Genomic DNA, 24,174 nt, shown 5'->3' with positions numbered 1-24,174 from the left:
ACTAGTTTGAAAGCTTGGTGATTGTCAGGCTTGCGTCGCTAAGCTGCACACTCTGGAGGTCTGATACGACGATCAACTTTAGTTTGGTACCAGCCGTGGCCCGCATCATCCGTGAATATGGCAGCGTCGAACGACGGACACCAGCTTGGTTAGATGACCACGTGCCCTCTGGACGATCACCGTTCACATCATTAACAATTTGGTAAATGTTACGCATCGGCGAGTTGTCAACGGTACGAATACTGGAACGGATGAAATATACACCGTCGCTTGGAATGGTATACGTGTGATTCACTGGATCCCAGGTGCCACCGCCGGTATTCGTGGTGATCGTTGTCATCGGAATGGCTGTATAAGTGTCAGCATTAATATTCACCGCCGTGATGTTACCATTACCGACACCGATGGAACCAGCAAACATCGTTTCTTGCGGCAAACTTCTCCACGCAACATCACAATCTGCCGCCGATTTTTTCATCAGTACCTGACCAATTGACCCACCAGCCGGAATATTTGATCCGGTGAACGTCAGTCCAATATTTGGTGTACCATTGCCCGTAACGTTGAGCTTAGTCGAACATGGCTGAGTACTATTTGTCACATTGACTGTTGCATTTGCACCAGCTTCACCCTTTTCACCTTTATCACCCTTTTGTCCTTGGGGACCAGCGTCGCCCTTCGGACCTTTAGCTCCAGGTGCACCGGCATCTCCCTTGGCCCCTTGTGGGCCGGCAGGGCCAGTTTCACCCTTAGCCCCTGGCTCGCCTTTGTCACCCTTAGCACCCTGAAGACCCCGTGGCCCCGCTGGACCAGTGTCACCTTTATCCCCCTTAACACCTGGTATACCCTGGGGACCGGGCAGGCCCTGAGGACCTACTGGGCCGGTGTCGCCCTTGTCGCCTTTTTGACCTTGAGCGCCTGTCGCTCCAGTATCACCTTTAGCGCCTTTGAGTCCTTGCGGGCCGGCGGGACCGACTGGACCGGTATCACCTTTGGCTCCCTGAGGACCTGCAGGACCTTGTGGGCCATCATTACCTTTTTCACCTTTCTCACCTTTTTGGCCTTGGGGACCAGCTGGGCCTTGCGGGCCGGCAGGGCCAGTTTCACCCTTTTGGCCTTGTGGACCAGCAGGCCCCTGAGAACCTTGTGCACCGGTTGCACCTTGAGACCCTGCTGCACCTTGTGGGCCAGCGGGACCTTGTGGACCGGTATCACCCTTATCGCCCTTCGGACCCTTCAAGTCAGATAATGCAATGAGGTTGTTCCACGTAGCATCACCCCTGTAGCGCCACTGGATATACAACGCGGTTTTCTGTAACTCAATCTCTCGCCCATCGTTACCAGCATCACCCTTTTGGCCTTGTGCGCCCGTCGCTCCAGTATCACCTTTAGCACCCTGTTGGCCGGCATCGCCCTTGTCGCCCTTGGCGCCGGCGTCTCCTTTATCTCCCTTAGCGCCAGTATCACCTTTGTCGCCCTTATCACCTTTTTGACCCTGTTGGCCAGTATCACCTTTGTCACCTTTGGGACCCTGTGGGCCAGCCGGACCGACGACACCATTGGCATCGCCCTTCTCGCCCTTGTCACCCTTTTGGCCCCGTGGACCAGCTGGACCCTGAGCACCGGTGTCACCTTTTGGCCCGGTCGCACCGTTTTTACCATTCGCTCCATCCCGACCGTTAGCTCCACGCTGTCCTGTACTTACGCCGTTTTTACCGTCTTTACCAGCAGCTCCGGCCTCACCAGTGTCACCTTTGTCACCCTTGTCGCCTTTCTCGCCCTTATCGCCTCGCAACTCAGAAAGAGAGACAATATCCTGCCAGTCGCCGTCCATAAACTGCCATTGCACCTTGCCATTACTTTGGCGCAGGCTAATCTGATCTGGACGAACCCCCTTGTAAAAGCGATTACCGCCGCCCCACGGCCACCACCACAGCAGTAGAATGATTAGTATCGTGACGATAAATAAACATATTACCAGTTTACGACTCGCATATGTTTTATCTGAGCGCTCGTTCATGTTGTATTATATCCCCTATTTGATCTTGCTATACGCCTATTTACCGTGATTATAGCATGAGCACATTCTAAAAGCCATAATTTTTATCAAAAATCGCGGGTAATTACGACAGGTCAGCCACAATTAAGTAGTACAGGCCAGTCATTCCCTCGCCATCAACCAACACTTCGCCTTGCTCAGGCTTATCCCCAGTCCCGAGATGGTGTGCATCAGCGTCGACTTGCCCGAACCAGTTTTGCCTAAAATCGCTACACTCGCCCCAGTGACCATACGCTTTTAACGACAACTAAACCGCACTGATCGCGCCGCTCATCAGCAAAACAATAATCAGCACACCCAGCCCGACTCGATACCAAATAAATAGCGAGAAGTCATTCCGCGCCACAAACTTGAGCAGCCACGATATCGCAAGGTAGCCAACCACAAACGATACAATTGTCGCAAGTCCCGTCGCTGTCCAGCCGACACCGCCGGCAATGTGCTTTGAGGCGGTCAGCATCTCCAGCAGCCCCGCTGCCACCAGCGCCGGGATACCGAGGAAAAAGCTCAACTTCGTCACCGTCACTCGGTCAAATCCCCGCAGCAGCCCCACCGAGATCGTTGCTCCCGACCGACTGATACCCGGTATCAAGGCCAGGCACTGCCCCACACCAATCGCCAGCGTATCTCGCCACGTCGTTTGCTGCTCGCTGCGGTGACTGGCTTTCTCTGAACGCCTATCGGCCCACCACATCACCAGGCTCCAGCCGATCAACGCCACCGCCACAAACCACAAACTACGCAGCACCGTCTCGACCTGATCCTTAAACAGTAGTCCAATCACTGCGATCGGCACCGAACCGATAATAATCGCCCAGCCATACACATAATCAAACTGTCGCCGCGCCCGCTTCCACCACAGCCCACGCCACCAGGCGCTTAGCACCCGCCAAATATCGCCCCAAAAATAGATGATCGCTGCCAAGATCGCGCCGATCTGAATTACTGCCGTGAACGCCGTCAGGCTCGGATCATCAATCCTCATCCCCATCAACTTCTCGACGATCGTCAAATGTCCCGTCGAAGAAACTGGCAGAAACTCCGTTACGCCTTCAATAATACCGAGGATAATCGCCTGCCACCACGCCACTTGCTTAATAGCTCCTTCTCATCCCTTCAGTGTAGCAGCTCAGTAAGCATTCGCCAACCTTCACGCTCACTATGCGTTGCTTGATTGTGGTACGGGCGATGGCGATAGCGGCCCAGACACATGCAGCCGCACAAACCCGAAGCAGTCGACGTCAAGCTCTGGCGAGAGGCCAAACCACGTTGTGCGACAGCGACTACGCTGATTTTCAACTCTGAGTACAAGCTTATCACCGTCACGTACCGCCGACACCTTTGGCTGCTGGCGCTTACCCTTAAGGTCTATATAGCGCAGCTCAACCTTGATATCACCTCGGGTCGTATCCCCAAAATGTAACGACACATCCTCACCCTCGACATGGACATACTTCACACCCTTCATATCACTTGGCAGCTCAACTGGCACAACTTTCGTCAAACGCTCCTCGTCACGTGCTAGCTCATTCGCCATACCTACACCAAACAGCGTCATCCCTGAAACCGACAACGCCCCTACGATCAACGCCACCACCGTCATAATCACCGATAGCCGCTTTAACGTCCATGTGAAAGCACTGTGGCTCAATATCGCGCCCAGCCATACCGCCGCTACGCCACCAATGAGTAAAGATGCCCACAGACCCCACGCCCACGGCTGTGCATAGAATCCATCAAGCAGACCAATCACCGCGATGCCACTGACCGCCCCCACGATGAGTGCAATAAATAATCCCAGCGTTACCATGAGAATACCAACACCAAGAATAAATCGAAATACTTTTGCTGCCGTATGACCCGTGTTATTATTCCGCCCTACGGATGACTCATTCCGACTGGCCTGACGCTTCAGCGAATCAAACGTTACCGCCTTGCCGCGCATCTGGAGCTTATCAGAGGCAGTCCGCGCCTCTGGAACTGACAGCCACATCACGATATAAATCAGTACCGCCGCACCAAAGGTAATAAATGGCGAAAAAATGAACAACAATCGTACCCACAAAGGATTGGTTCCCCAATAGGCAGCGATGCCTGCACATACGCCACCAATCAGCGCATGTTCCGTATCGCGCATCAGCCGTCGCTCCGAACGCTCTGAACGCTCGGGCTCGTCATCGGTCTCCACCGCCTCGTCATCGTCCGAAAAATCGCGCGGTTCGCCCATTTGTTTTTGCACCGCCAAAACATCATCGTGACTAATGACACCGTCCTTCGACACGCCGCGCTCCGCTAAAAGCTCCACCATTCGCGCCTCGATTTCCCGCATAGCTTCTGGCTCGGCGTGCATGTTTTTCTGGATTAAATTCAGGTATTTTTCCAATGATTTTTTAGCATCAATCTCCGCGCTAAACGGCGTTTTCGCCAAATGGATTCTGGTTATTTCTTTCATCGCTTTGCTCCTTTCTCAAGATTTTTTAGCGAAGTATTCAACATTTTGATACGATTTTTCAGTTCATCCACCAGCTGCGCGCCCACGTCAGTGAGCGAATAATATTTGCGCGGCGGCCCCTGCTCGCTCTCTTGCCATTCGTGCTTGAGATAGCCATATTTTTGTAAACGGCTGAGTAGCGGATAAATCGTCCCCTCCACTACCATCAGGTCTGACTCGCTCATTTGCTTGACAATATCGCCGGTGTATTGCGGCTGCTTAGCGCACACCAGCAACACACAGTACACCAGGAAACCTTTGCGCAGCTGAATCGCCAAACTTTCGGCATAAGCACTAACGTCCATGCTTCATCCCTCCTGGCACGGTTGATTTTTCAATCCGACCGTCTTTAATGATAATTTGATGATCACATTTTTTCGCCAAATCAGCGTCATGCGTCACCACAATTAACGTCACACCCTTTTGCTTATTATAATCAAACAACAATTCTTCCACTTTCGCGCCTGTTTCGCTATCCAAGTTGCCCGTTGGTTCGTCGGCGAAAATAATTTGTGGATCACCGACAATCGCCCGAGCAATCGCCAGGCGCTGTTTCTGTCCGCCCGACAAGTCCTTGGCGCGGTTTTTGCGCTTATCATACAGATCCACCGCCTTAAGCGCCGCGTTGATTTTGTGCGCCCGCTTTTTGCGCGATAGCCGGGCAATTTCCAGTGGCAAACTGACATTGTCAATCACACTCTCATTGCCCTGGACGAAGAAACTTTGGAAAATAAAGCCAATTTTTTTAGCACGGAATTCATCGACATGCTTTGACTTCAGCTGCAAAATATCTTGTCCATCAATAATCACTTGACCTTTCTGCGGCTTATCCAAGCCTGAAATAGCATGCATTAGCGTCGATTTACCCGAACCAGATTTTCCGAGTATCGCCACGCTGGCTCCTGTCGGAATGGTCAAGCTGATATTTTTCAGCGCCGTAAATTGGTTTTTCTTTTTGCCATAAACTTTTGTCACATTTTTCAGTTCAATCATGATATTTCTCCTATTCCGTCCTTAATGCCTCAATTGGGTCCAATTTTGTTGCTTTGCGGCTTGGCAGCCAGCCGGAAATAACCGCCATCACCACCAGACCAACCACCAGCAAACCAATGTGTAGCGGATTAATCACCAGCAAATTCGTTCCCACGCCCAACTTCAGCGCACTAGTAATCACTGGATTCAGCAACGTCACCAAACTCGCCAAGCCAACGCCAATCAGTCCGCCCAGCAAACCAACCCACGCTGCTTCATAGCGGAATAATTTACCGATATCACGGCCGCGCATCCCCAGCGCCTTCATTAAACCAATTTGGCTGGTACGCTCCAACACCGAAATATACATAGTGTTAATAATCCCAAATACGCTCGCCAGCAATGCTAATCCACCAAATGACGCCAGTGCCGCTTGAGCCACATTGACCATTGTCAGCAACGTTTTTCGAATATCCTGAATCGAATACGCACTGTAATCTTTATTGATTTCGTCTTTAGCAACATCAATATTCTTCTCGTCATCTACCAAAGCAATCGCCGTTGAATACTGATGTGGTTGGCTCTTGTCGTGGCTAAATTCATAGATAGCCTTAGCGTCAGCTGTTGAAATTCTCAACATTGGTTCATAAAACAAAACAGTGTCTGACTTTTTATCCACTGCCGCGATCTTGAATGATACCTCTTTGGCAACATTACCACCCCGCGCCGCGCTACGCACACCCAAGGTTATCGTCTGGCCAATTGCCGACTGCGCGTCCTTAAAGCCTAACTGTTTCACATAATCATTCGGGATGATAATCTCGCCCGGTTTTGGCATAAAATCCTCCAGGGTTCCTGCTGCCAATTCCGCCCGAGTCCTATCCATTTTAACAGCCACCGTCAGTGCAAATTTTTTATTACTCGCTGAACTCTTAGCATACGCCACGCCATCAGTCGAATACGCCGGCGTTACCGTTTTTACGTGCGGTGTTCGTCGGATCTTTTCCAAATCCTTGTCGTTGAGCAAATATTTGCTACGCGCCGCCGATGCTTTATTTTCGTCAGCTTCTTCTGCCGAATTGCCATATTCTGGTAATTTATCTTTCTTATCTGCTTCAATCTTTTTATTGACCATAATTACTTTTTTATCGCCAGCCGCGTCAACGATACTATTGGTGTACAGTCGACCACCCTCACCAGCCATCAGTGCCAAGCCAATCGTAAACGCCCCGACAGAAATCGCCAGCGATGTCAAAATTGTCCGACCCTTTGACTGGCGAAGATTCCGCCCCGCCCGCTTAATGATGTCGATTCTCCTCATACTATACTCCTTGCATTTTCATTATACATAGTACTATGTTATACAAGGTACTATAAAAATTCAAGTAGTTTTGAGAAAATAAATTATTTAGAAATATGTATTCTTATCATTTAATAGAAGATACAGTATGCTACACTAATATCATGGATAGTACTCAGAACCATCAGATACACCAGGCAATCATTGCTCGTGAGATTATTGATATCTACAGATTCGCACCAAACAAAACAGATGTCGCAGAATCGTTAGACGTACTTTGTTTTGCCATGGCTCGCCTCACTGAAAAACACTCCGTAATTGATTGGGATTTTTTAGCGACACTATTTGATCAGCTTGCACACACTAATAACCACACATCCTTTAGCGATATAGAAAAATTATATCAAAGAATAACATCTCTAATTCCAGATCCAGACTCATAAATTCAAGAGTCGAGTGGACGTCCCTGTCGCCGCCCTGTCCAGTGTCTCGCGAGAGACGGTATCCGTCAGAGTAGTACTGGGTACTGTGCTCACGACCGCCGTCACGACGAGCGAAGATTCCGCTAGCCCCAGCAGGCTCAGAACCAGTCCTAGCTCCACGATCGTACAGCGTGCCGCCGTACTCGCTTCCGGAAGAGTTGGACATAGTAACCACTCTCCTTGAGTAGTCGATCTTATGCGGATGTATTCTCAATCCACATACTACCGCGGTTTCGGTAGTCAAAAATCATTGTAATTCCACTCCCCTCGTTTGTCAAGCATAGGCAGCAAAAACAATTAAAATCAGCTATCGTACTTCGTCGTACTCGTCCTCAATTTCCTGGTCCAAAATCTCTTCAATCACGTCCTCCAGCGTGATAATCCCCAGCTCATTCTCGTCGTCCATCACCACGAACAAATGATTGCGGGTTTGGATAAATCGGCTGAGCACCGTGTCCAGCCGCGACCGCGCATCAATGTCATGGATCTTATCACGGTATAGTTGACTAATCGGTAGCGGCAGCTCGCGACCCGCCACATCTTTAACATATAAAATCCCCACCAGCCGCCCATCAGCCCGCACCGGGATCCGCGAATGTCCAGCGTGTTTAATCTGCGCTAGTAGCGTCGCGTTCAGCTTATCATCCAACTCCACGGTAAATACCTCATCCATCGGCGTTGCCAAATCACCAGCTGTCTTTTTACTAAATTGCAGCGCACCCGCAGCAATCCGGCTTTCGTCGTAATCAACCGGACTGTCCGACCGCGCGGCATGTTCGTGAATAATCTGCTCTAGCTCTTGGTGTGAGTACAGCTGCGGTGCTTCCTTGCCTAGCCAGCGGTTCAGCAGCTTCGACATCGGCCGAGCCAGCGGCCAAAATAACACATAAATCACATCCAGCAGCCAAAAGAAATGCCGCACAAAACGGTAGCCGCGTTGAGTAAAAATCGCTTGCGGCAAAATCTCGCCAAACATCGTGATCAGTAATGTGGCAATCAACCCGCCAATCACGCCGTTCGTCATATTACCCAGCAAAATCGACATCGCCGTATTGACGCCGACATTGCCCAGCAAAATACAAAAGATCAGATAATAGCCATCCTTGCGGTAGCGGTATACCCGGGCAGCGATCACATCACCCTGCCTGGCCTTGCGTCGCAAATCATCGGGCCGCGCCATCATCAGCCCAATATTAAGACCTGAAAACGATCCCGACAGTACCAACAACACTGCCGCCATCATTAATAATAAAGCGTCAGACACGGTTACCAGCCGCCACCTCCGCCGCCTCCTCCGCCGCCTCCAACGAAGCCGCCGCCAGTTGAGCCACCCGTCGAGGACTCAAAGGAACTGACGCTTACGGCCGTACTCGACAAATTACTCATTCCTGCCGAAAATACTGCCGCATTAAACGCGCCCTGGCCTGCGTACCAATCCGGCTGCTCACCAGCTTGCTCATAGTACTTACCCAACTGCTTACTCCACTCTTTTTCCTGCCCAAACAACACCGCATAAGGCAATACCCGCTCATACAATTTCACCAATTGTTTCTCATCAGACGCGTTAACCTTTACTTTTTCCGCACCCTCAGGACTCTGAAGCATCTGTAAACGCTCGACCTCAGCCACGCCAATATACCTCTTCAGACCCGCCAGATGCCGCCTGAGCGCCAGACCCTTGTCGGTCAGCACCTTACCAAACGACAGATAAAACACCATCCCCGCCAACACCAAGAGCACCGGCGACAACAACAGCACCGCAAAAATACTGATAATTATCGCGTACCGTCGAAATCGTCGGGTGTGCTGCGGCTCGCGCGCTTGCAAACCATAGTCGTCGGTAAGCCGCCCCTTCATTTGCTTTGCACTGTAGCGTACTCGCGCCGCGTATCGCGCATTGTTACGCAGCGTTTTTAGATTTAACCGCTTACCAACTTTCGGCGAGGAGCCAAATATATTCCTCAGCATTTCTTGCTCCTCGGCCAGGAGTTTACCCGGAGCTTGTATCACTTTCACTTCGTACTCAGCTGTTCGCCATGTCGTACGCGGCTTCACCTCGATAACCTGAATGTAGTGGCGCACCGCCAGGTCTATCATTTGCGCCGCCATCACCGACCCCTTGACCATATGAAACGGCTGCACCAGCTTGGCCGACGTCGTCACGCTCGTACCTCGCGGCGGCAAATACTCCGGCGGAATTGGCTCCAGTTCTTTACGGCGACCAATCGACCGATAATAAGCCACGATGGTCACCCCCGCCAATATCAGCGCCACCGCTAGCAACACCAATTGCAATTTCGCCCACCAATCAATCAGCTGTTCCATGAATGACATCTGATACGCCGCAAACGTCCCCGGCGCAAATCCGACCGCGATCGTCACGCCCGCCCTCTTTGGTAGTGCACGGGCTGTCGCCGTCAACGTATCGCCCTGTTCACGCACCTCGCAGCGCTGATTACTACCAAACCGACCCTGATAACACTGGAGGTTCGTTCGTTTAGCGGCCACCAGCTCGGGACTCAGCTTGAGCGTCACCGATGCTGACTGAATTGGCACCTGCCAATTAGTGCCAATCGCATCCCAATAAAACTCCTGTTTACCCGTATCGTGATATGATTTCGTCACGTCCCGCTGCGTATAGGTAATGACATAGGTCTTTTTGCCCTTGACGTAGGTGTCTTTATTGCCAATTCTCAGCTCATCATTATGCCACGTATACTCCAGCGGCGCACCTCGCTCATCCGTCACCGACTCCAGCGTAAAGTGAGTCGGATGTCCATTGTACTTCTTGACAAACACTGGTGCAATACCATGGTTCTGCCGCGGCGGAAAATTCGCAGTAATGGTCAATTTTGTACGCAGTGTCGAACGCTGTTCACTATCGCGCCCCAGCTCCATATCGACAGTATACTTACTAATCGTAAAATTATTTGTCGCCTGCACCGTTGACCCGAACCCAACCAACAGCACAATCACCGCGACCATCCCAAAGAAAAACCGCTTCATATGTTAATTATATCACTTATTACTGATGCGCTTTTAATAAAATTATCGCCAATGGCCTTGCAAAGATGAAGTATTTATTGGATAATGGAGAACGATGTTCAAGGATACGCTGCTAACAAGAGATGAAACCCCGACGCCCCCAGAGACCTCGACGTCCTCATGGGAAGTGGACTCGCCCGATGGCTGTGACGACCCAGGTCAAGCAAAGAAGCTCTACCATAACGCTCATTCGTGGATAGAAGAACTAAGGAGCAGGACGGAACCCCCGGCCTACCCACTCCGTGCCCTAATGGATGTGGTCAATGTGGCTGATTTACTCCGTGAAAAATATCCAGAGGAAGCATACGCTCTCGAGGACGCGCTCAAGGAATTGGAGCGTAAACCTGGTGGGCTTTCTAAAGAAATGCAAAAGCGTCTCGGCCGAGTAACTCTAGCAATATATAACTTTTATCATCCAAAAACTGACGCTACACCAGCAAAAACGATCATGGAGCAGTTTAACCAGCAGAACTTACCAGTGCAAGATGATATCATACTCCAAGGGTTATCTGAAAGTGGGTCTCAGCGACTGATGCTGAAAAAAGTACGGAAACAAGCACGTCAAGCTGTACAGAAGAAATTAGAAAAAACGACGAGGCAGCACATATTTAGAAAGCAACATACACTGTCGCGCATACTATATCGCATCTTTCGTAACGTATTTTAAGTAACAAACTGTCGCAAATATCACCTCAAGATCCTACCGTAGCGCTACCACCGCATACGCCAACTCGCCTTTTGGTGTGCTGATCGTTACCGTATCACCAACTGCTTTTCCCATCAGCGCCTGGCCAATCGGTGACTCATTCGAAACCTTCCCTTCTAGCGGATCCGCCTCGACCGGCCCAACGACGGTATAAACCACTGTCTTGCCATTGGCCTCCAGTTCTACTGTACTGCCCAGCACTACCGTCGAACTATTACCAGCCTGAATGATACTCGCATTCTGCAAAATTGTTTCAATCTCGGTAATACGCGTTTCTAGCAGCCCTTGAGCCTCGCGCGCTGCGTCATACTCTGCATTTTCGCTCAAATCGCCAAAATCCCGCGCTGCCGCGATTTTATCAGCGATCTCGCCGCGCCGACTTTTCAGCTCGTCTAGCTCTCGTTCTAGCTCACGTTGGCCACTCTCAGTAATCTGATATACCTTATTCATGTTACTCTCCTCACTCCATATATAGCGTCTACAAAAACAAAAAGTGCTATATATAGCGCTTATCCATATGGTTATTTAAGTCTCTACGAGTATAGCAATCACCCAAAACCATGTCAATACATGGCGTTGCCCCCGTTTCGCCTAACTCTTTGTCAGCCATATACCGGGGCGATACGATCACCGCTCACCCGCGCTCCAAACAAAAGGCGACGAGTTGCTGATAATCCAACTTCTTCGTCTCGCCAGTCGCCCGCTCGGTCAGTTCAAATAACCCATCGCTATCAATCGCTCGCTCGCCAATCGTAATCCGCCACGGCAGACCCATCAACTCCGCATCGGCGAACTTGACACCCGGCCGCTCAGCCCGATCATCCAGCAGCACTGTCACGTTCTTTTCTGCCAGCTCGGTATATAATGTACTCGCTAGCTCCTGACCCTTATCACCAATCGCCACCACATGAACCTTGAACGGTGCGATATTCTCCGGCCAGACCAACCCCTTATCATCCGACATTTTCTCGGCAATCACGCCCATCACTCGCGTGATGCCAATGCCATAGCTTGCAAGGTAAATCGGATGCTGCTTGCCATCTTCACCGGTGTACATGATACCCATCTGTTCAGCTTTTTCGGTACCAAATTTAAATATATTGCCCACCTCCGCACTGACAACTGGCAGCAGATCATCTCTACTGATACCCAATTCCTTAGTAGCATCATCCAACACTTCTTCGTTGACGGCTACCGTCTGGTCAGCATTGACGTACAGTGTATCCTCACCCGCTTCACATATCGTCTGGAACTCGTGACTAAACTTAGTAAACGCCCCGCCGCCAGCAAACGTCACAAATGTACTATCACCAATGCCAAACCGCGCATAACAGCGCTTATACGCCTCGATAACCCGCTCATAATACTGATCCATGTCCTCCTGTGTGGCGTGCAGGCTGTACATATCCTTCATGACAAATTCACGGCCACGCATAATACCGCTCTTTGATCGCAGTTCATTGCGCAGCTTGGTCTGAAACTGATACACGCTGACCGGTAGATCCTTATAGCTTTTAACATATTGCTGCATCATTTCCATAATCGCTTCTTCGTGGCTCCAGGCTAACCCCAGCTCAGTGTCGTCTTGCAAGCGAGTTTTGAACCACACATCGACCACCTCATCACTCCAGCGACCAGTTGCCTCCCAGGTCTCGCGGCGCTGCAAATTCGTCATAATCAATTCTTGACCACCAATCGCATTCATCTCCTCACGGACAATTTGTTTGATGTTTTCCAGCACGCGCAGCCCTAGCGGCGTGTACGCATACACGCCCGCCATCACCTTATACACAAATCCCGCCCGGATGAGGAGCTGGGCATTTTTCGACACTTCGTCCGCCGGCGCGGTCTTGGCCGTTTTGGTAAATAGTTGACTCATTCGCATCTTACACTCCTCCGATAAGCGGCAGCAGCGCCGACTTTAGTTGCTCTAAAAGGTTTGGATTAACGTATAGCGCATAAAAGGCAATGCTGTTTTTCGCGATATGCATCAGAACCGGCACCCAAATTGCGCCGGTATACTCCCGCGCTAGGCTCATCACAATACTCAGCACAAAGGTGTCTGCCGCGACCGCCCACTGCAATGACCCGCTGCCTCCCCACAAATGCGCTGCCCCAAACGTCAGGCTGGTGATCAAAACCGCCATCCAAACTGGTGCCGTCCGCCGCAATTTACCATACAAATAACCGCGAAATAGTAGCTCCTCCGCCACTGGCGCCAACACTGCTATCGTCATAAACGCGGCGATATATTGCCACTGAGTACCAAGCATCGACTGCGAGAATGGTAGTGCTTGTGGTTGGTGAATATCAATTGCTATCAGTTTAGTCACCACTGTTAAAAACACCGCTGAACAAATCGTGTATACAATAAAGGCTGCCGGTGTAATCACCACGTCCCACCACGACGGCCAATCGGTCACTCCCATTTCCTTCAGCGTCGTCCGGCGACGACGAATATAAAACGGCAGGCCCACCACCAAGGTCACCGCCAGTACATACACAACAACCGATCCCGTCGCGTTCAGCAGCACCTCATTCACCGAACCAAGTGGCACGCCAACATGACTAAGCGCCCACACTAGGCCGAGCACAATTAACTGTGCCATCCAGAACGCCGCATACGTCCACACTGGCAGCACAATAAGCAGCCACCAATTATGTTTATTCAGCCGCCCCTTTGTCGTCGACTGACTATTTTCCTTTTTGGCCCACTTCCTCACATTCACCCCCTTAATACCTTCGCGATGTCACTCCACGTCACTAAAACCGTCAGCGCCATTAGCACCAAGAAACCGATACCTTGAATCGTTTCCTCGCGCTCTTTGGTCAATTTTTTCTTGAATAATTTAAAGCCCGCCATCGTAAACCACCGCCCACCGTCTAGCGCTGGAATTGGCAGTACGTTCATCACCGCCAGCGTCAGTGAAATGATTGCCGCCAGTAGTAAAATTTGCGTCACACCAGAACTCAGCACTGACGGAAACAACACGCCCAAGATGCCGACCGGCCCAGCCACGCTTTCGCCAACTGCCGCCAGATCAGCCTTGGCCGCCTGGCGAGATTCTGATGAGCCAAATAATTGCCCGATCGTCCCGTTGATCGTTTTTATGAGGATTGAGCCAACGCCCGCCACTGTCTCATACGTCAATTGCCCCGTGGTCACCACTGCTGCGATTGGTGCCGACCAGGTACTGTGAATCGTTTCTGTCTGTTGCGGACCGACGCCGAGATAGCCGCCATTTTTTGCTTGGTCGGCAGTTTGCAATTTGACCCGCTTGGTGAGCACCTGACCGCCGCGCACCAGCTCAATCGTCATCTCGCGACCAGCCTGTGCTTTCGTGGCTGCCGACAGCTCGGCTGGTGTTGCCACACTATGATCGCCGATCTTGCGCACTTCATCGCCACGCTGAAGGCCAACTTTTTCTGCCGGCGAGGCTGGTGTCACTCGCGCCACCGTCAATGCCGAACGTTCCATCCGTGAATCAAATGGCAGCACCGCTTGCTGTGGTAAAATTTTTGGCATCCCCACCAGCGCCAATATCATGAACAACACGACGGCCGTCAGCCAATTCATCATCACGCCGGCTAGCAAAATCTTGGTCTTTACCCAAAAAGTAGCGCCGCCATACGTTCCCGCGCCTTCGGCAGAATCGTATTCGCCCTTCAGTTTGACGAACCCGCCGAGCGGCAGCCAGTTTAGACTAAACACCACATTCTTGCCGAGAAAGCTCGTTTTAGGCCGCCATTTTTTTGCAGCTGGCGGAAAGCCGATACCAAATTCTTCAACCACCACACCGTTACGCCGCGCCACGATCGCGTGACCCAATTCGTGCACCACCACCAGCAAAACCAGTATGATCAGCCCAACCAAAATTCCAATGAACACCATTATTACCCTCCAAAGCGCCGATTACGTTTTTTGTACTCTTCCAGAATGAACTCCACATCTTTTATCGTCATATCCGGCCAGTTTTTCTCGATAAACATTAGCTCACTGTATGCCGCCCGCCACAGCATAAAATTACTCAATCGCTGTTCGCCGCTTGTTCGCACGATGAGGTCACATGGCGGCACTTCCGGTGCATACAAGTTCTGAGCGATCAGTTCTGGCGTCACGTCTTCGGCTGTCACGCCCGACTGAACAATTTTTTTAACTGCGTCGGCAATTTCTAAATGTCCGCCGTAGTTAAGACACAAAAGCAGCTCGCCACCCGTCAAATTCCGCGTTCGCTCCTCGGCTCGCTCAATCGCTTTTCGTAAGGTCTCTGACAGCCCCTCGCGTGAGCCAATCACCCGCATCCGTACATTGTGCTCCAGAAATATCGGCACGTCTGACTCCAGCACCTTGAGCAGCAGACCCATCAAATGCCCAACCTCCTCCTCAGAACGCTTCCAATTTTCTGTACTGAACACATACGCGCTGGCATACTTGACGCCACGGCGCAACGTCTCTAGTAGCACATCCTTCAGGCTGTTGTATCCCGCCAAGTGCCCCTCATAAGCCGGCAGCCCGTGTTTCTTCGCCCAGCGACGATTACCGTCAACGATAAAGCCAACGTGCCTCGGCAATTCTGTTTTTTCACTCATGTTTCGCCCTCCACTCATCAATTAACCTCACATCCTGGATATCTTTTTCGCGCCCGCGCCAGTTTTTCCAGCGCCGCAGAAAATCTAGATTAACAAACTTCACACCGTCATATTCCACCGCGTAGTCCAGTAGCTCGTCATACTCAACAATTCGCCCATCAATCTCCCAGCCGTCCCAGATCTCGGCCGATCCATCACACTTCACCAAATACCGGCGTTGGTTTGTATCAAGCTTTTCGGCCCAGTCGCTATCACCAGCAATCTTTTCTAATGTCGCCCGGTCAACCGCCACGTCAATATCAGTGGACTGACGAATTCCTAATTGATCCAAAATACCACTGCCGATGATGATAATCTGATCCAGCGGCAGCCCTAACTCTTTCACGCGCTCGGCAAACGTCTGATTCATCAAACCGTCAACACATCCTTTTCTTTTGCCTTAAACGCTTCGTCAATTTGTGCCTGCACCTTACTCATCAGCGCATCAATTTCCTTCTCGACTCGCTTATAATCATCCTCACCGAGATCCTTGGCGTCTTTCATACGCTTGGCCTCCTTCAGGGCGTCCTGACGAATTGTCCGCATAGCGATCCGCGCCTCTTCGACTTTTTCGCTCACTTGCTTGACTAATTGCTTGCGGCGTTCCTCAGTCAATGCCGGCACTGGCACCCGCACCACCCGACCGTCATCGGACGGATTAAAGCCCAAGCTCTGATTATCGCGAATCGCTGCCGAAATTGCCGTAATATTACTCGGATCAAACGGCGTCACCAGCAGCATCTGCGCCTCCGGCGCCGTCACATTTGCCACCTGGTTCAACGGCATCCGCGTCCCATACGCCTCCACCATCACGCCGTCCAGCATCCCGGCGTGCGCCCGGCCTGTCCGCACCTTTTTCAGCTCGTCCTGAAAATGACTAAACGCCTGCGCCATTTTATCCTCATATGGTTGTGTGTCAAACATATTTCCTCCCGTTATCTGTCATCCATTATAGCAGACTGTTGACGGGGTTGTCTGCTTGACTTATCCAAATATTCATGCTAAAATCAAAACGTTAACGTATAATTAAACAGAAACTTAGAAGATGGCCTACGATATTGAGCGACTAAAGCGAACTGATGAGACGAAAGAGCCGCCGCTTAACCCTGAGGAAATTGCAGCACGCAACAGTGGCTATAATGCAGACCTTTACGGTAATCTCCCGGATGGTATCAACGAGCCTACTGGCGACGTGAAAACACCAGGCGACCAAGACGAGAGTAATCAATTCTTTGATGAGGCTACCGCAATCGCCGCTGAAAACAACGACACTCTTGATGCCGACAAAGAACGCTCCGACGGCTTCAAGGCCGTAAAAGTTAGATACGAGGGACAGGAATTCACCATCCGCCGTGCAGAAGCCTGGTATATAGAGGAGCACCCCGAGACGCCACGAGCCACCATTGAATTTCCGCCAATGCCTATTGATTACTTGGGCGTCACCGGCACTCACCATGTCAAGCTCATCGAGAGCGTGCCCGACACATGGGAATGTGTCATCAAAAACGATATTACTAGTGGCAGCGAGCAAGACCTACCGCCCGAATATAGAGACATGCAACGTCCCCTTTCGCTGCGTGAAACCCACATCAAACATAGCATTCTCTCTCATCCAGAGCTCATTGATCCAGAGGATCAAAAAAATCTCCGACGGGTAGCCGATCCCTATGCGGAACTAACCTCGCCAGAAGAAGCCGCGTGATATAATTATCATCAGTGATAACACACATTAAACTATATCATTTTCGCTCCTACGGCCTTTATGAGACGACACTGGCGCCAGGCGGCACCGTCATCGTTGGACCAAACGGTACGGGCAAGACAAACTTGCTCGAAGCGATATACGTAGCCCTCCGCGGCAGCAGCTTTCGCGGCAGCCTCGCCGACTGTATGCAGCACGACCAAACGCAAACCATCATCCACCTCGAAACCAACAACACCTCTCGACGCCTCCAGCTGCTCCGCACAGCCGACGGCACGATAAGCAAAGAATTTACGATTAGCGATAGCCACAGCAAACTCCTTCCCCGTAAACATCGCCTGCCAGTCGTTCTGTTTGAGCCAAGCGAGCTACGACTCATCTCTTCCTCACCATCGCGGCGACGGGATTTTCTGGACGGTATATTGTCTCGACTGGATGCTCAATACGAAGCCACACTCCGCGCCTTTCATCGAACCTTGCTCCAGCGCAATGAACTACTCAAACACCCCCACGAGACGACCCAAAACTGGCGCGATCATCTTTTTGCCTGGGATATTAAGTTCGTCCAGCTAGCGACTCACATCGCCCAAGCCCGCGCTGAATTCTTGGCTAAGCACGAGGCGGCGCTGAGTAGTTTATATGCAGCGCTGGCAGGATACGAAATAGCCTTTGCAGCCGCCTATCAAGCCAGTGCATCGCTTGATCGATACGAACAAGCACTTCTCGACCGCCTGCAGCGCGCCCGCGACTATGAGATCGCTACAGGCCACACCTCGGCCGGCCCGCACCGCGAAGATTTTACGATTTTCCTCCACAGCCAGCCAGCCATCAAGGTCGCCTCGCGCGGCGAGATGCGTACCATTATGCTGGCTTTCAAGCTGCTTGAGCTGGAACTACAAACGAAGGTCAGCCAATCGCGACCGCTCATCCTCCTGGATGATGTGTTTTCTGAACTAGATGCCACTCGCGAAAAACTCCTCCAAGAGACCATCCAACATCATCAATTCATCGTCACCACCACTGACGCCCGCCACCAGAGGGATGATTGTTTGATAGTCTCAACGCGCTAAAATCCCGCCATTTTGGCGGGATGTATCATGCTAAGCTAAGCGTGACGATATTATTCACTCTCGCTCGGCTTCAGGTTTTGGTTGTTGAATTGCATCAATGTCATCGGCGACTTCGCCAAGTACAATCATAGTATTATCTTCAACTATTTGCTCGTAATCCGGTACTCGTGTACGCAACCACTCACTAATCTGATCGCCCGGTGCACCATTATCCTGCATTGTGATTAATTCTTCCAGCTGTTCACCTGTTAGAGACTCTACAGCCTCCTCGCCAATCCGCTCATTAATCGTATCTTGCACGTGAACAGCCAACTCTTGCAACTGCTGTTCTGGCAGATTAATACCCATCTCTCGTAGCCGACCGACCGTAATCAACGCTTCATCAAGATTAACCTGTGGTGTATTGTCGTTATTCATAAACTATCCTTTTTTTATTTTATTAGTTATCTCAACCGTCGTATCAATTTCCTCAACAAGTTGCCTACTATTTATCTCGTTAGGATTAGACTCTATCACCTACATTAGAATTCGGGTTTTGCATCTCCTGTGTGAACGCTATATGACCTGCAACCGCTGCCCTGCCGAACCGTCGGGTGAAGTCACCTGTTGCCGTGAGCGTTTCTTTTGTCTTACGCCCCATGAAAGCAAACGGACGTGATAGGTAGCTACCGATATCCCGCAGTCGCTGCGCTACGGTAGTGCGCATCTCACCGATTCGCTCGGTTGCACGGCCAGCCGCCCTACCTAACCGATCGGCAGTGGCACTGACCCGCTTGCCAGCAGACTGAAAACCATCACCGATCACCTCCTTTACACCCGCCAGCTTTTCCTGGCGCGCCGCGCGGCGTGTCACCTTCCTTTCTTTGGCAGCCGTTATGCGCTCACCTCGCTGCTCATTTATCTCACGAATCTTATCGAGAGCCTCTTGGCGCTGACCCTCAAGACTTTGCCGTTCCGCCTCAAGTCCTTGCAAATCGAGCTTACGCATATTGACTCGACCAGCTGCGGCTTGCCATGCACCTTCCGCTATACTCACTGCTAATGCCAGTCGTTGACCTTCAGTAGAATCAGCCAGGTGTTCGCTATCCCTATACGCTTTACGCGCCGTTGTCAGTTGCTCAAACGCAGCCGCCAGTTCGCCACTCGACATTGCCTCAATCTCTGCCTTTGTTCCAGCAATTTCTGTATTAATACCACTTTGCTCACCTTCTATAGTCGCGATCTCTTCCCTGAGTCCAGCCCTTTTTCGCAAATCCTCAACTTCAGCATTTCTGTCATTCCTAGCCACCTCGCGGCGTTCGCCTGCCGCCTCTTTGCGCTTCTGGGCCCGCTCCTGACGCTCCTGCCTTTTTGTAGCCAACTCATTTTCACGGTCCTCGCGAGCCTCCTCGCGTTGCTGACGGCGTTCAGCACGACGCTCCTTAGCACTCTGAGCAGCCTGACCGATAGTCTCTTTTAGACTCTTCCCGGTCTCAGCTGCCTTATTGAATACTTCACCAATCTTTCTCTTTGCCGCTCCGCCATGATTTGCTAGTTTTTCTCCTAAGCCTTTCAGACCACCAACAATTCGTTTTGCCAAAGACTCTCGACGACCACCTGGTGTTTGCTCAAACGGATCAACCCATCCTTGAGTCTCGTTCTCTGGTGACACAGCAGCGCTCCAGCCGTCCGTTTCCCCTGAATGAGATACATTACTATCAATAATCTGTCGGCGGATCTCTTCATACCCAGGAATTTCTGCAAACTTTCGATTATTTTTATCGGTGGTTGTCTCGATAGCCATCACCCCATTACGGCCATCCTGTTCAGGAGTAGTAGAGTCTGCCCCTTTTTCAGAGAGGCTCCCCCACCCATCAATCATGTGGCCAGTGTAGGATGTTCTTACGCTTGATTCGGGGCTCATTTTATGCATACAGACCTCATATTCTTCATATGTTTTAATATCACTGTAGTTAATCTTATGCTCTATACTATCACAGATTTAATATATTGTCAACACATAAAATCTTAACACCCTTACGGATCAATATGCTAGCACCGGGGGTCTAGCTAGATATGAACGACACCCGAATAAGCTCAGAGCTACTCGCTCACACCCAGCTCGATTCGCCTGAACTGGCGCACCACGATGTTCTCGCCAAGCTTAGCGATTGCTTCCTTGACATGCTGCTCAACTGTCTTAGAGTCATCTAAGATATATGCCTGGCTCATCAACACCTGTTCGACAAAATGCTTTTTCAATTGACCTTCAACGATTTTTTCGCGCATCTCTTCAGGCTTGCTTGCGAGTGCTTCACTGGCCATCAGCTCTGCCTTCACTCGCTCCATTTCCTTAGCCGGAATGTCCGTCTCAGAAACATACTTCGGACTCATCGCTGCAATCTGCATAGCGATTTCGTGCGCCAACGTCTTGAAATCATCCAAGCGTGCCACAAAATCAGTCTCGCAGTTCACCTCAACCACCACGCCAATTCGGCCCGAGTGTACATAACCCTCGATCAGGCCTTCACGCGCTTCGCGGTCACCCTTTTTCTCAGCCTTGGTCAAGCCTTTTTTACGCATCGCCTCCAGCGCCTTGTCAAAATCGCCATCAGTCTCGACCAGCGCCTTCTTTGCATCAGTCAAGCCCACGCCAGTTAATTCGCGCAGCTTTTTAATGTCGTCAACTGAAACTCCCATCCTATTTCTCCTCTTTTTTCACTGGTTTTTCTTCAGCCTTCACGCTACCCGCACCCTCAGCTACCGCCGCCGTGAAGTAGTCAAGCAGCTGCTGGATGCTCTTGATCGCATCGTCGTTGCCTGGGATAACGTAATTGATACCCGTTGGATTGACATTGGTATCAACCACGGCAAATACTGGGATGCCCAAAGTCTCCGCCTCGCGCACTGCATTCGCATCAGTCAGCGCGTCAACCACGACCACGGCGCCCGGCTTGCCCATCAAGTTCTTAATACCGCCGTATTTGAAATTCAGGTTGTCAATTTCCTCCTGGAAACGCTGCACCTCTAGCTTGTTGTAGCGCTTCTCCAGATCGCCCGACGCCATCCGCTTCTCGAGGTTCTTCAGTTTCTTGATCTGCTGAGCGATTGTTGCGCCGTTGGTCAGCATACCGCCGATCCAGCGCTCAACCACGTACGGCTGATTGATGCTCTCGGCCGCCTGGCGCACCACGTCCTTAGCTTGCTTTTTCGTACCGACGAACAGTACCTTCTTACCGCTAGCGGCGATTTTTGTCAGCTCCGGCAGCGCCTTCTCTAGCGCCTCAGCTGTCTTTGCCAAATCAATGATATGGCTATCCTGGCGTTTTGAATGGATGTATGGCGCCATCTTTGGGTGCCAGCGGCTGGTTTTGTGTCCGAAATGAACACCAGCTTCAAACAAAGCTTTCATGTCTACTGTTACAGACATTAGATTACTCCTTTTTCCTCGCCCGCCACTTTTGGAGCTGCGACGGGCTGTGTCGTTATATTTAGTTACCTCGTCATTTTAACACGAGTCGACACCAAAAGCAATCCGTTACTGAGCAGAGCGAGACACTATGAACTTATCTAACTCTTGCTCGAGTTCAAGTGCCTCATTACTTGAAGAGGAAAGCTCGTTAACAATAAGTCTATCCTGCCCCGGCGTCACGACTTGCGCCTCGACAGATTGACCATTCTCCTCTGTTGGATCCTTACGGCGCAGCTCTGACTGAACGACATCGCCACTCGTTTGAACAATCTCAAAATAGTCAATTGCGCTATCGCCCACAAGAACACCATACGTACAATTATCACCCCACGCTAAGTCCTTTGCCGTCATATCCGGCACCGGCTCATCAATAAGGCGAGCCGACAGCTTAAATAATAAAATCGAACCAACCTTTGCCCCGTCTCGTCCAACAGAGCCAGGCCCATAAGCATCAAGTGCTACAACTGAAGTATTTACTTCCATTGGCACGACAAGAGAGTTGTCGACGACACGTTCGTGGGGATTAAACAGCTTTACCTTCACAGTATCGCAAGAACCAGAAGCGAAGTTCACTTCAAAAACCTTGCTAAGTGCCCAGCTAAGGCGCGACAATGTGTTCTCAGATAGAAAACCTATAGTATTTGCCTCATTACGGTCGGGGTAATTTAGTATTTCACCAACAGCCTGCGCCTTCTCTTTTTCCTCATTGCGCCGAAACGCTTCCTCTGCCAACCGGTTGAGATTATGCCCACCCCAAATATTTGGCTGCCTTTCCTTATCCATGTCGTGTAACTCCTTGGTTTTTAGCTATCGGAGTCAACTATACTCTCTCTCTTGATTTGTCAAGTACATAACAATATTTTTTAATAATTTACAAGCATAATTGTTGAACGGCCCTTACCAAACAGCGGGGGCAGCTCCATCATGCGACTACGCTGACGGCGGTATTTGCAATACCTATACTTTTTTGCTAAAATACCAAGGTTATGAAAAGCAGTATTCACCCACAGAACTATCGCCCGGTCGTATTTAGCGACGATCAAGCGGGCTTCGCGTTCTTGACACAGTCAACAGCGCAAACTACGGATACCATCGTTTGGGAAGATGGCAAAACTTATCCACTCGTCAAGGTGCACATCTCTAGCGCCTCGCACCCATTCTTCACCGGCGAAGAAAAGATCATCGACACCGAGGGTCGTGTTGACCGGTTCAAGGCACGCCAAGCAGCCGCTGAGGCTCGCAAGACAGCCCTAGCAAACAAAGCCAAGAAGGCTGCCGCCAAAAAAGCTGCCAAGGTAGCAGATGATGACACAGACGACACGAAGAAGAAAGCAGCTACACCTAAGGCAAAAACTAAGAAGGTTAAGAAATAGCCCCAACTTATCAATATTTTTGACATTAACGTAATAGCTCCGTCGAGGCGGAGCTATTACGATGAGACTACATTGAATTTTACACTAACCCTTACTAGGTGCTTCGGGTTTGGTATCAAAATGCTCCATCATGCACTCGAGTCTCCGTAGATACGCCAGCTCTCCCACATCCCTCCGATACAACGTACCTGGTTGCCGCACGCCATTTTCATCAGTATCAACACATTCGACGGTACCATCGGGCAAAATCCATCGTATCTTACCGTCAGTTTTTATCACCTCATAATCACCGGTATACCTGCGACCATTCTTTTCCCTTTTTAGGTGATTTGTGAGTTCAACTTCCTTTATCAAGCCCGTCGTAGGATCATAAGCGGTTGAGGTGCGAACGCGCCGAGCATCATGATCCGTACCCCCAACGCTACGCTCCTCAACCATACCGATAATCGGTCCACCGTTGGGTCCCCTAGCAATAAAATCACCGTAACACGAAACCTGATTCACTGTCATCTCTTCAGCTAGAGACGGAAGGTCGTACATCATTGGTAGCCACTTCTCTGTCGAGGTACCACCCTCCTTGTCTGACATGTACTCGCCGGCCTTTTCAAACATCTTAGCAATGAACTCAGGAGACCCCACCTTTGTCTCCGGGAGACCTGAGCCATTTTTTAGTTCTGCTATGCGCGGCTCGTCAAGGGCTAAACTCGCTAACTTCCTTTCTGTCTGCCGGCGTGCATGTTCAGCATTTTCTTCTTGTGCCATCTCCCAGGCCTTCTCGACATTACGAACCCGCCCAAAGTTTGTCCCGAAAGCTTCGTTGACCATACGTCGTGTTGCTTGTAATAATTTGCCCATACTTTTTATTTTCCTTCTCTTTGCTACTGCAATATGTAA

At 50.7% G+C, this 24,174-nt stretch carries 26 protein-coding genes and 1 pseudogene; 5 read left to right on the top strand and 22 right to left on the bottom strand.

What is annotated here, in order from left to right; genetic code table 11:
- Window position 1 precedes the first annotated feature (1 nt).
- The 7 genes and pseudogenes from GWK76_01135 to GWK76_01105 form a co-directional block, all read right to left on the bottom strand.
- Window positions 2-2,020, bottom strand: coding sequence for a hypothetical protein (locus tag GWK76_01135; protein QHU91933.1), 2,019 nt, complete (start codon window positions 2,018-2,020; stop codon window positions 2-4).
- 103 nt (window positions 2,021-2,123) lie between these two features.
- Window positions 2,124-2,290: pseudogene (locus GWK76_01130) on the bottom strand (ATP-binding cassette domain-containing protein).
- 16 nt (window positions 2,291-2,306) lie between these two features.
- Complete coding sequence (locus GWK76_01125; protein ID QHU91932.1) at window positions 2,307-3,149, bottom strand: undecaprenyl-diphosphate phosphatase; 843 nt, start codon at window positions 3,147-3,149, stop codon at window positions 2,307-2,309.
- A 69-nt stretch (window positions 3,150-3,218) separates the two neighbouring features.
- Window positions 3,219-4,511 (bottom strand): PspC domain-containing protein, encoded by a 1,293-nt coding sequence (locus GWK76_01120; GenBank protein ID QHU91931.1) that lies wholly within the window; start codon window positions 4,509-4,511, stop codon window positions 3,219-3,221.
- Entirely contained in the window at window positions 4,508-4,855 is a 348-nt protein-coding gene (locus tag GWK76_01115; protein QHU91930.1) for a PadR family transcriptional regulator, read from the bottom strand. The genes GWK76_01120 and GWK76_01115 overlap by 4 nt, the downstream gene beginning before the upstream one ends.
- Window positions 4,845-5,543, bottom strand: coding sequence for an ATP-binding cassette domain-containing protein (locus tag GWK76_01110; protein ID QHU91929.1), 699 nt, complete (start codon window positions 5,541-5,543; stop codon window positions 4,845-4,847). The genes GWK76_01115 and GWK76_01110 overlap by 11 nt, the downstream gene beginning before the upstream one ends.
- Before the next feature lie 10 nt (window positions 5,544-5,553).
- Entirely contained in the window at window positions 5,554-6,843 is a 1,290-nt protein-coding gene (locus GWK76_01105) for an FtsX-like permease family protein (GenBank protein ID QHU91928.1), read from the bottom strand.
- A gap of 143 nt (window positions 6,844-6,986) precedes the next feature.
- On the opposite strand from GWK76_01105, the gene GWK76_01100 reads away from it, so the two are divergent.
- Window positions 6,987-7,265, top strand: coding sequence for a hypothetical protein (locus GWK76_01100; GenBank protein QHU91927.1), 279 nt, complete (start codon window positions 6,987-6,989; stop codon window positions 7,263-7,265).
- 346 nt (window positions 7,266-7,611) lie between these two features.
- Here the strand turns inward: GWK76_01100 and GWK76_01095 are convergent, their stop codons facing one another.
- Together GWK76_01095 and GWK76_01090 are read right to left on the bottom strand one after the other, a co-directional pair.
- Entirely contained in the window at window positions 7,612-8,568 is a 957-nt protein-coding gene (locus tag GWK76_01095; protein ID QHU91926.1) for a DUF21 domain-containing protein, read from the bottom strand.
- Window positions 8,569-8,570: 2 nt separating this feature from the next.
- On the bottom strand, window positions 8,571-10,310 hold the full coding sequence (locus GWK76_01090; GenBank protein QHU91925.1) for a DUF2207 domain-containing protein: 1,740 nt from the start codon (window positions 10,308-10,310) through the stop codon (window positions 8,571-8,573).
- Between the two features lie 94 nt (window positions 10,311-10,404).
- Here GWK76_01090 and GWK76_01085 point away from each other — a divergent pair, with 94 nt between their 5' ends.
- The gene (locus GWK76_01085) at window positions 10,405-11,016 is read left to right on the top strand and encodes a hypothetical protein (GenBank protein ID QHU91924.1); all 612 of its coding nucleotides are present in this window, start codon (window positions 10,405-10,407) and stop codon (window positions 11,014-11,016) included.
- Window positions 11,017-11,049: 33 nt separating this feature from the next.
- On the opposite strand, the gene greA is transcribed toward GWK76_01085, so the two are convergent.
- The 7 genes from greA to GWK76_01050 all read right to left on the bottom strand — a co-directional run bounded on the left by greA (window position 11,050) and on the right by GWK76_01050 (window position 16,608).
- Entirely contained in the window at window positions 11,050-11,505 is a 456-nt protein-coding gene (gene greA, locus GWK76_01080; protein ID QHU91923.1) for a transcription elongation factor GreA, read from the bottom strand.
- A gap of 184 nt (window positions 11,506-11,689) precedes the next feature.
- Window positions 11,690-12,940, bottom strand: coding sequence for a prolyl-tRNA synthetase (locus GWK76_01075; GenBank protein ID QHU91922.1), 1,251 nt, complete (start codon window positions 12,938-12,940; stop codon window positions 11,690-11,692).
- A 1-nt stretch (window position 12,941) separates the two neighbouring features.
- The gene (locus GWK76_01070; GenBank protein ID QHU91921.1) at window positions 12,942-13,778 is read right to left on the bottom strand and encodes a CPBP family intramembrane metalloprotease; all 837 of its coding nucleotides are present in this window, start codon (window positions 13,776-13,778) and stop codon (window positions 12,942-12,944) included.
- Between the two features lie 2 nt (window positions 13,779-13,780).
- The gene (locus GWK76_01065; protein ID QHU91920.1) at window positions 13,781-14,947 is read right to left on the bottom strand and encodes a PDZ domain-containing protein; all 1,167 of its coding nucleotides are present in this window, start codon (window positions 14,945-14,947) and stop codon (window positions 13,781-13,783) included.
- Between the two features lie 2 nt (window positions 14,948-14,949).
- Window positions 14,950-15,645, bottom strand: a complete 696-nt coding sequence (gene uppS / locus GWK76_01060; GenBank protein QHU91919.1) for a di-trans,poly-cis-decaprenylcistransferase — start codon at window positions 15,643-15,645, stop codon at window positions 14,950-14,952.
- A complete protein-coding gene (locus GWK76_01055) occupies window positions 15,638-16,054 on the bottom strand; it encodes a hypothetical protein (protein QHU91918.1) in 417 nt (138 codons plus the stop codon). The genes uppS and GWK76_01055 overlap by 8 nt, the downstream gene beginning before the upstream one ends.
- Entirely contained in the window at window positions 16,054-16,608 is a 555-nt protein-coding gene (locus GWK76_01050) for a ribosome recycling factor (protein QHU91917.1), read from the bottom strand. Before GWK76_01050 ends, GWK76_01055 begins: the two co-directional genes overlap by 1 nt.
- Before the next feature lie 121 nt (window positions 16,609-16,729).
- Between GWK76_01050 and GWK76_01045 the strand changes: the two genes are divergently transcribed.
- Entirely contained in the window at window positions 16,730-17,386 is a 657-nt protein-coding gene (locus GWK76_01045) for a hypothetical protein (protein QHU91916.1), read from the top strand.
- Between the two features lie 14 nt (window positions 17,387-17,400).
- Entirely contained in the window at window positions 17,401-18,456 is a 1,056-nt protein-coding gene (gene recF, locus GWK76_01040) for a DNA replication and repair protein RecF (protein ID QHU91915.1), read from the top strand.
- Window positions 18,457-18,510: 54 nt separating this feature from the next.
- Here recF and GWK76_01035 read toward each other — a convergent pair whose 3' ends face one another.
- From GWK76_01035 to GWK76_01015, 5 genes are all read right to left on the bottom strand, one after another.
- The gene (locus GWK76_01035; protein QHU91914.1) at window positions 18,511-18,873 is read right to left on the bottom strand and encodes a hypothetical protein; all 363 of its coding nucleotides are present in this window, start codon (window positions 18,871-18,873) and stop codon (window positions 18,511-18,513) included.
- A gap of 85 nt (window positions 18,874-18,958) precedes the next feature.
- Window positions 18,959-20,317 carry a hypothetical protein gene (locus GWK76_01030; GenBank protein QHU91913.1) on the bottom strand — a complete coding sequence of 453 codons (1,359 nt, stop codon included), beginning with the start codon at window positions 20,315-20,317 and terminating at the stop codon, window positions 18,959-18,961.
- 221 nt (window positions 20,318-20,538) lie between these two features.
- Window positions 20,539-21,135 (bottom strand): translation elongation factor Ts, encoded by a 597-nt coding sequence (gene tsf, locus GWK76_01025; GenBank protein ID QHU91912.1) that lies wholly within the window; start codon window positions 21,133-21,135, stop codon window positions 20,539-20,541.
- Window position 21,136: 1 nt separating this feature from the next.
- Entirely contained in the window at window positions 21,137-21,865 is a 729-nt protein-coding gene (gene rpsB, locus GWK76_01020) for a 30S ribosomal protein S2 (GenBank protein QHU91911.1), read from the bottom strand.
- A gap of 108 nt (window positions 21,866-21,973) precedes the next feature.
- On the bottom strand, window positions 21,974-22,690 hold the full coding sequence (locus tag GWK76_01015) for a hypothetical protein (protein ID QHU91910.1): 717 nt from the start codon (window positions 22,688-22,690) through the stop codon (window positions 21,974-21,976).
- A gap of 203 nt (window positions 22,691-22,893) precedes the next feature.
- On the opposite strand from GWK76_01015, the gene GWK76_01010 reads away from it, so the two are divergent.
- Complete coding sequence (locus GWK76_01010; protein ID QHU91909.1) at window positions 22,894-23,280, top strand: type B 50S ribosomal protein L31; 387 nt, start codon at window positions 22,894-22,896, stop codon at window positions 23,278-23,280.
- A gap of 84 nt (window positions 23,281-23,364) precedes the next feature.
- Here GWK76_01010 and GWK76_01005 read toward each other — a convergent pair whose 3' ends face one another.
- Complete coding sequence (locus tag GWK76_01005; protein ID QHU91908.1) at window positions 23,365-24,135, bottom strand: hypothetical protein; 771 nt, start codon at window positions 24,133-24,135, stop codon at window positions 23,365-23,367.
- Window positions 24,136-24,174: the final 39 nt, after the last annotated feature.

This window comes from Candidatus Saccharibacteria bacterium oral taxon 488, assembly GCA_010202465.1.
GTDB lineage: Bacteria > Patescibacteriota > Saccharimonadia > Saccharimonadales > Saccharimonadaceae > Nanosynbacter.
This window is presented reverse-complemented; position numbering and strand designations above follow the sequence as displayed.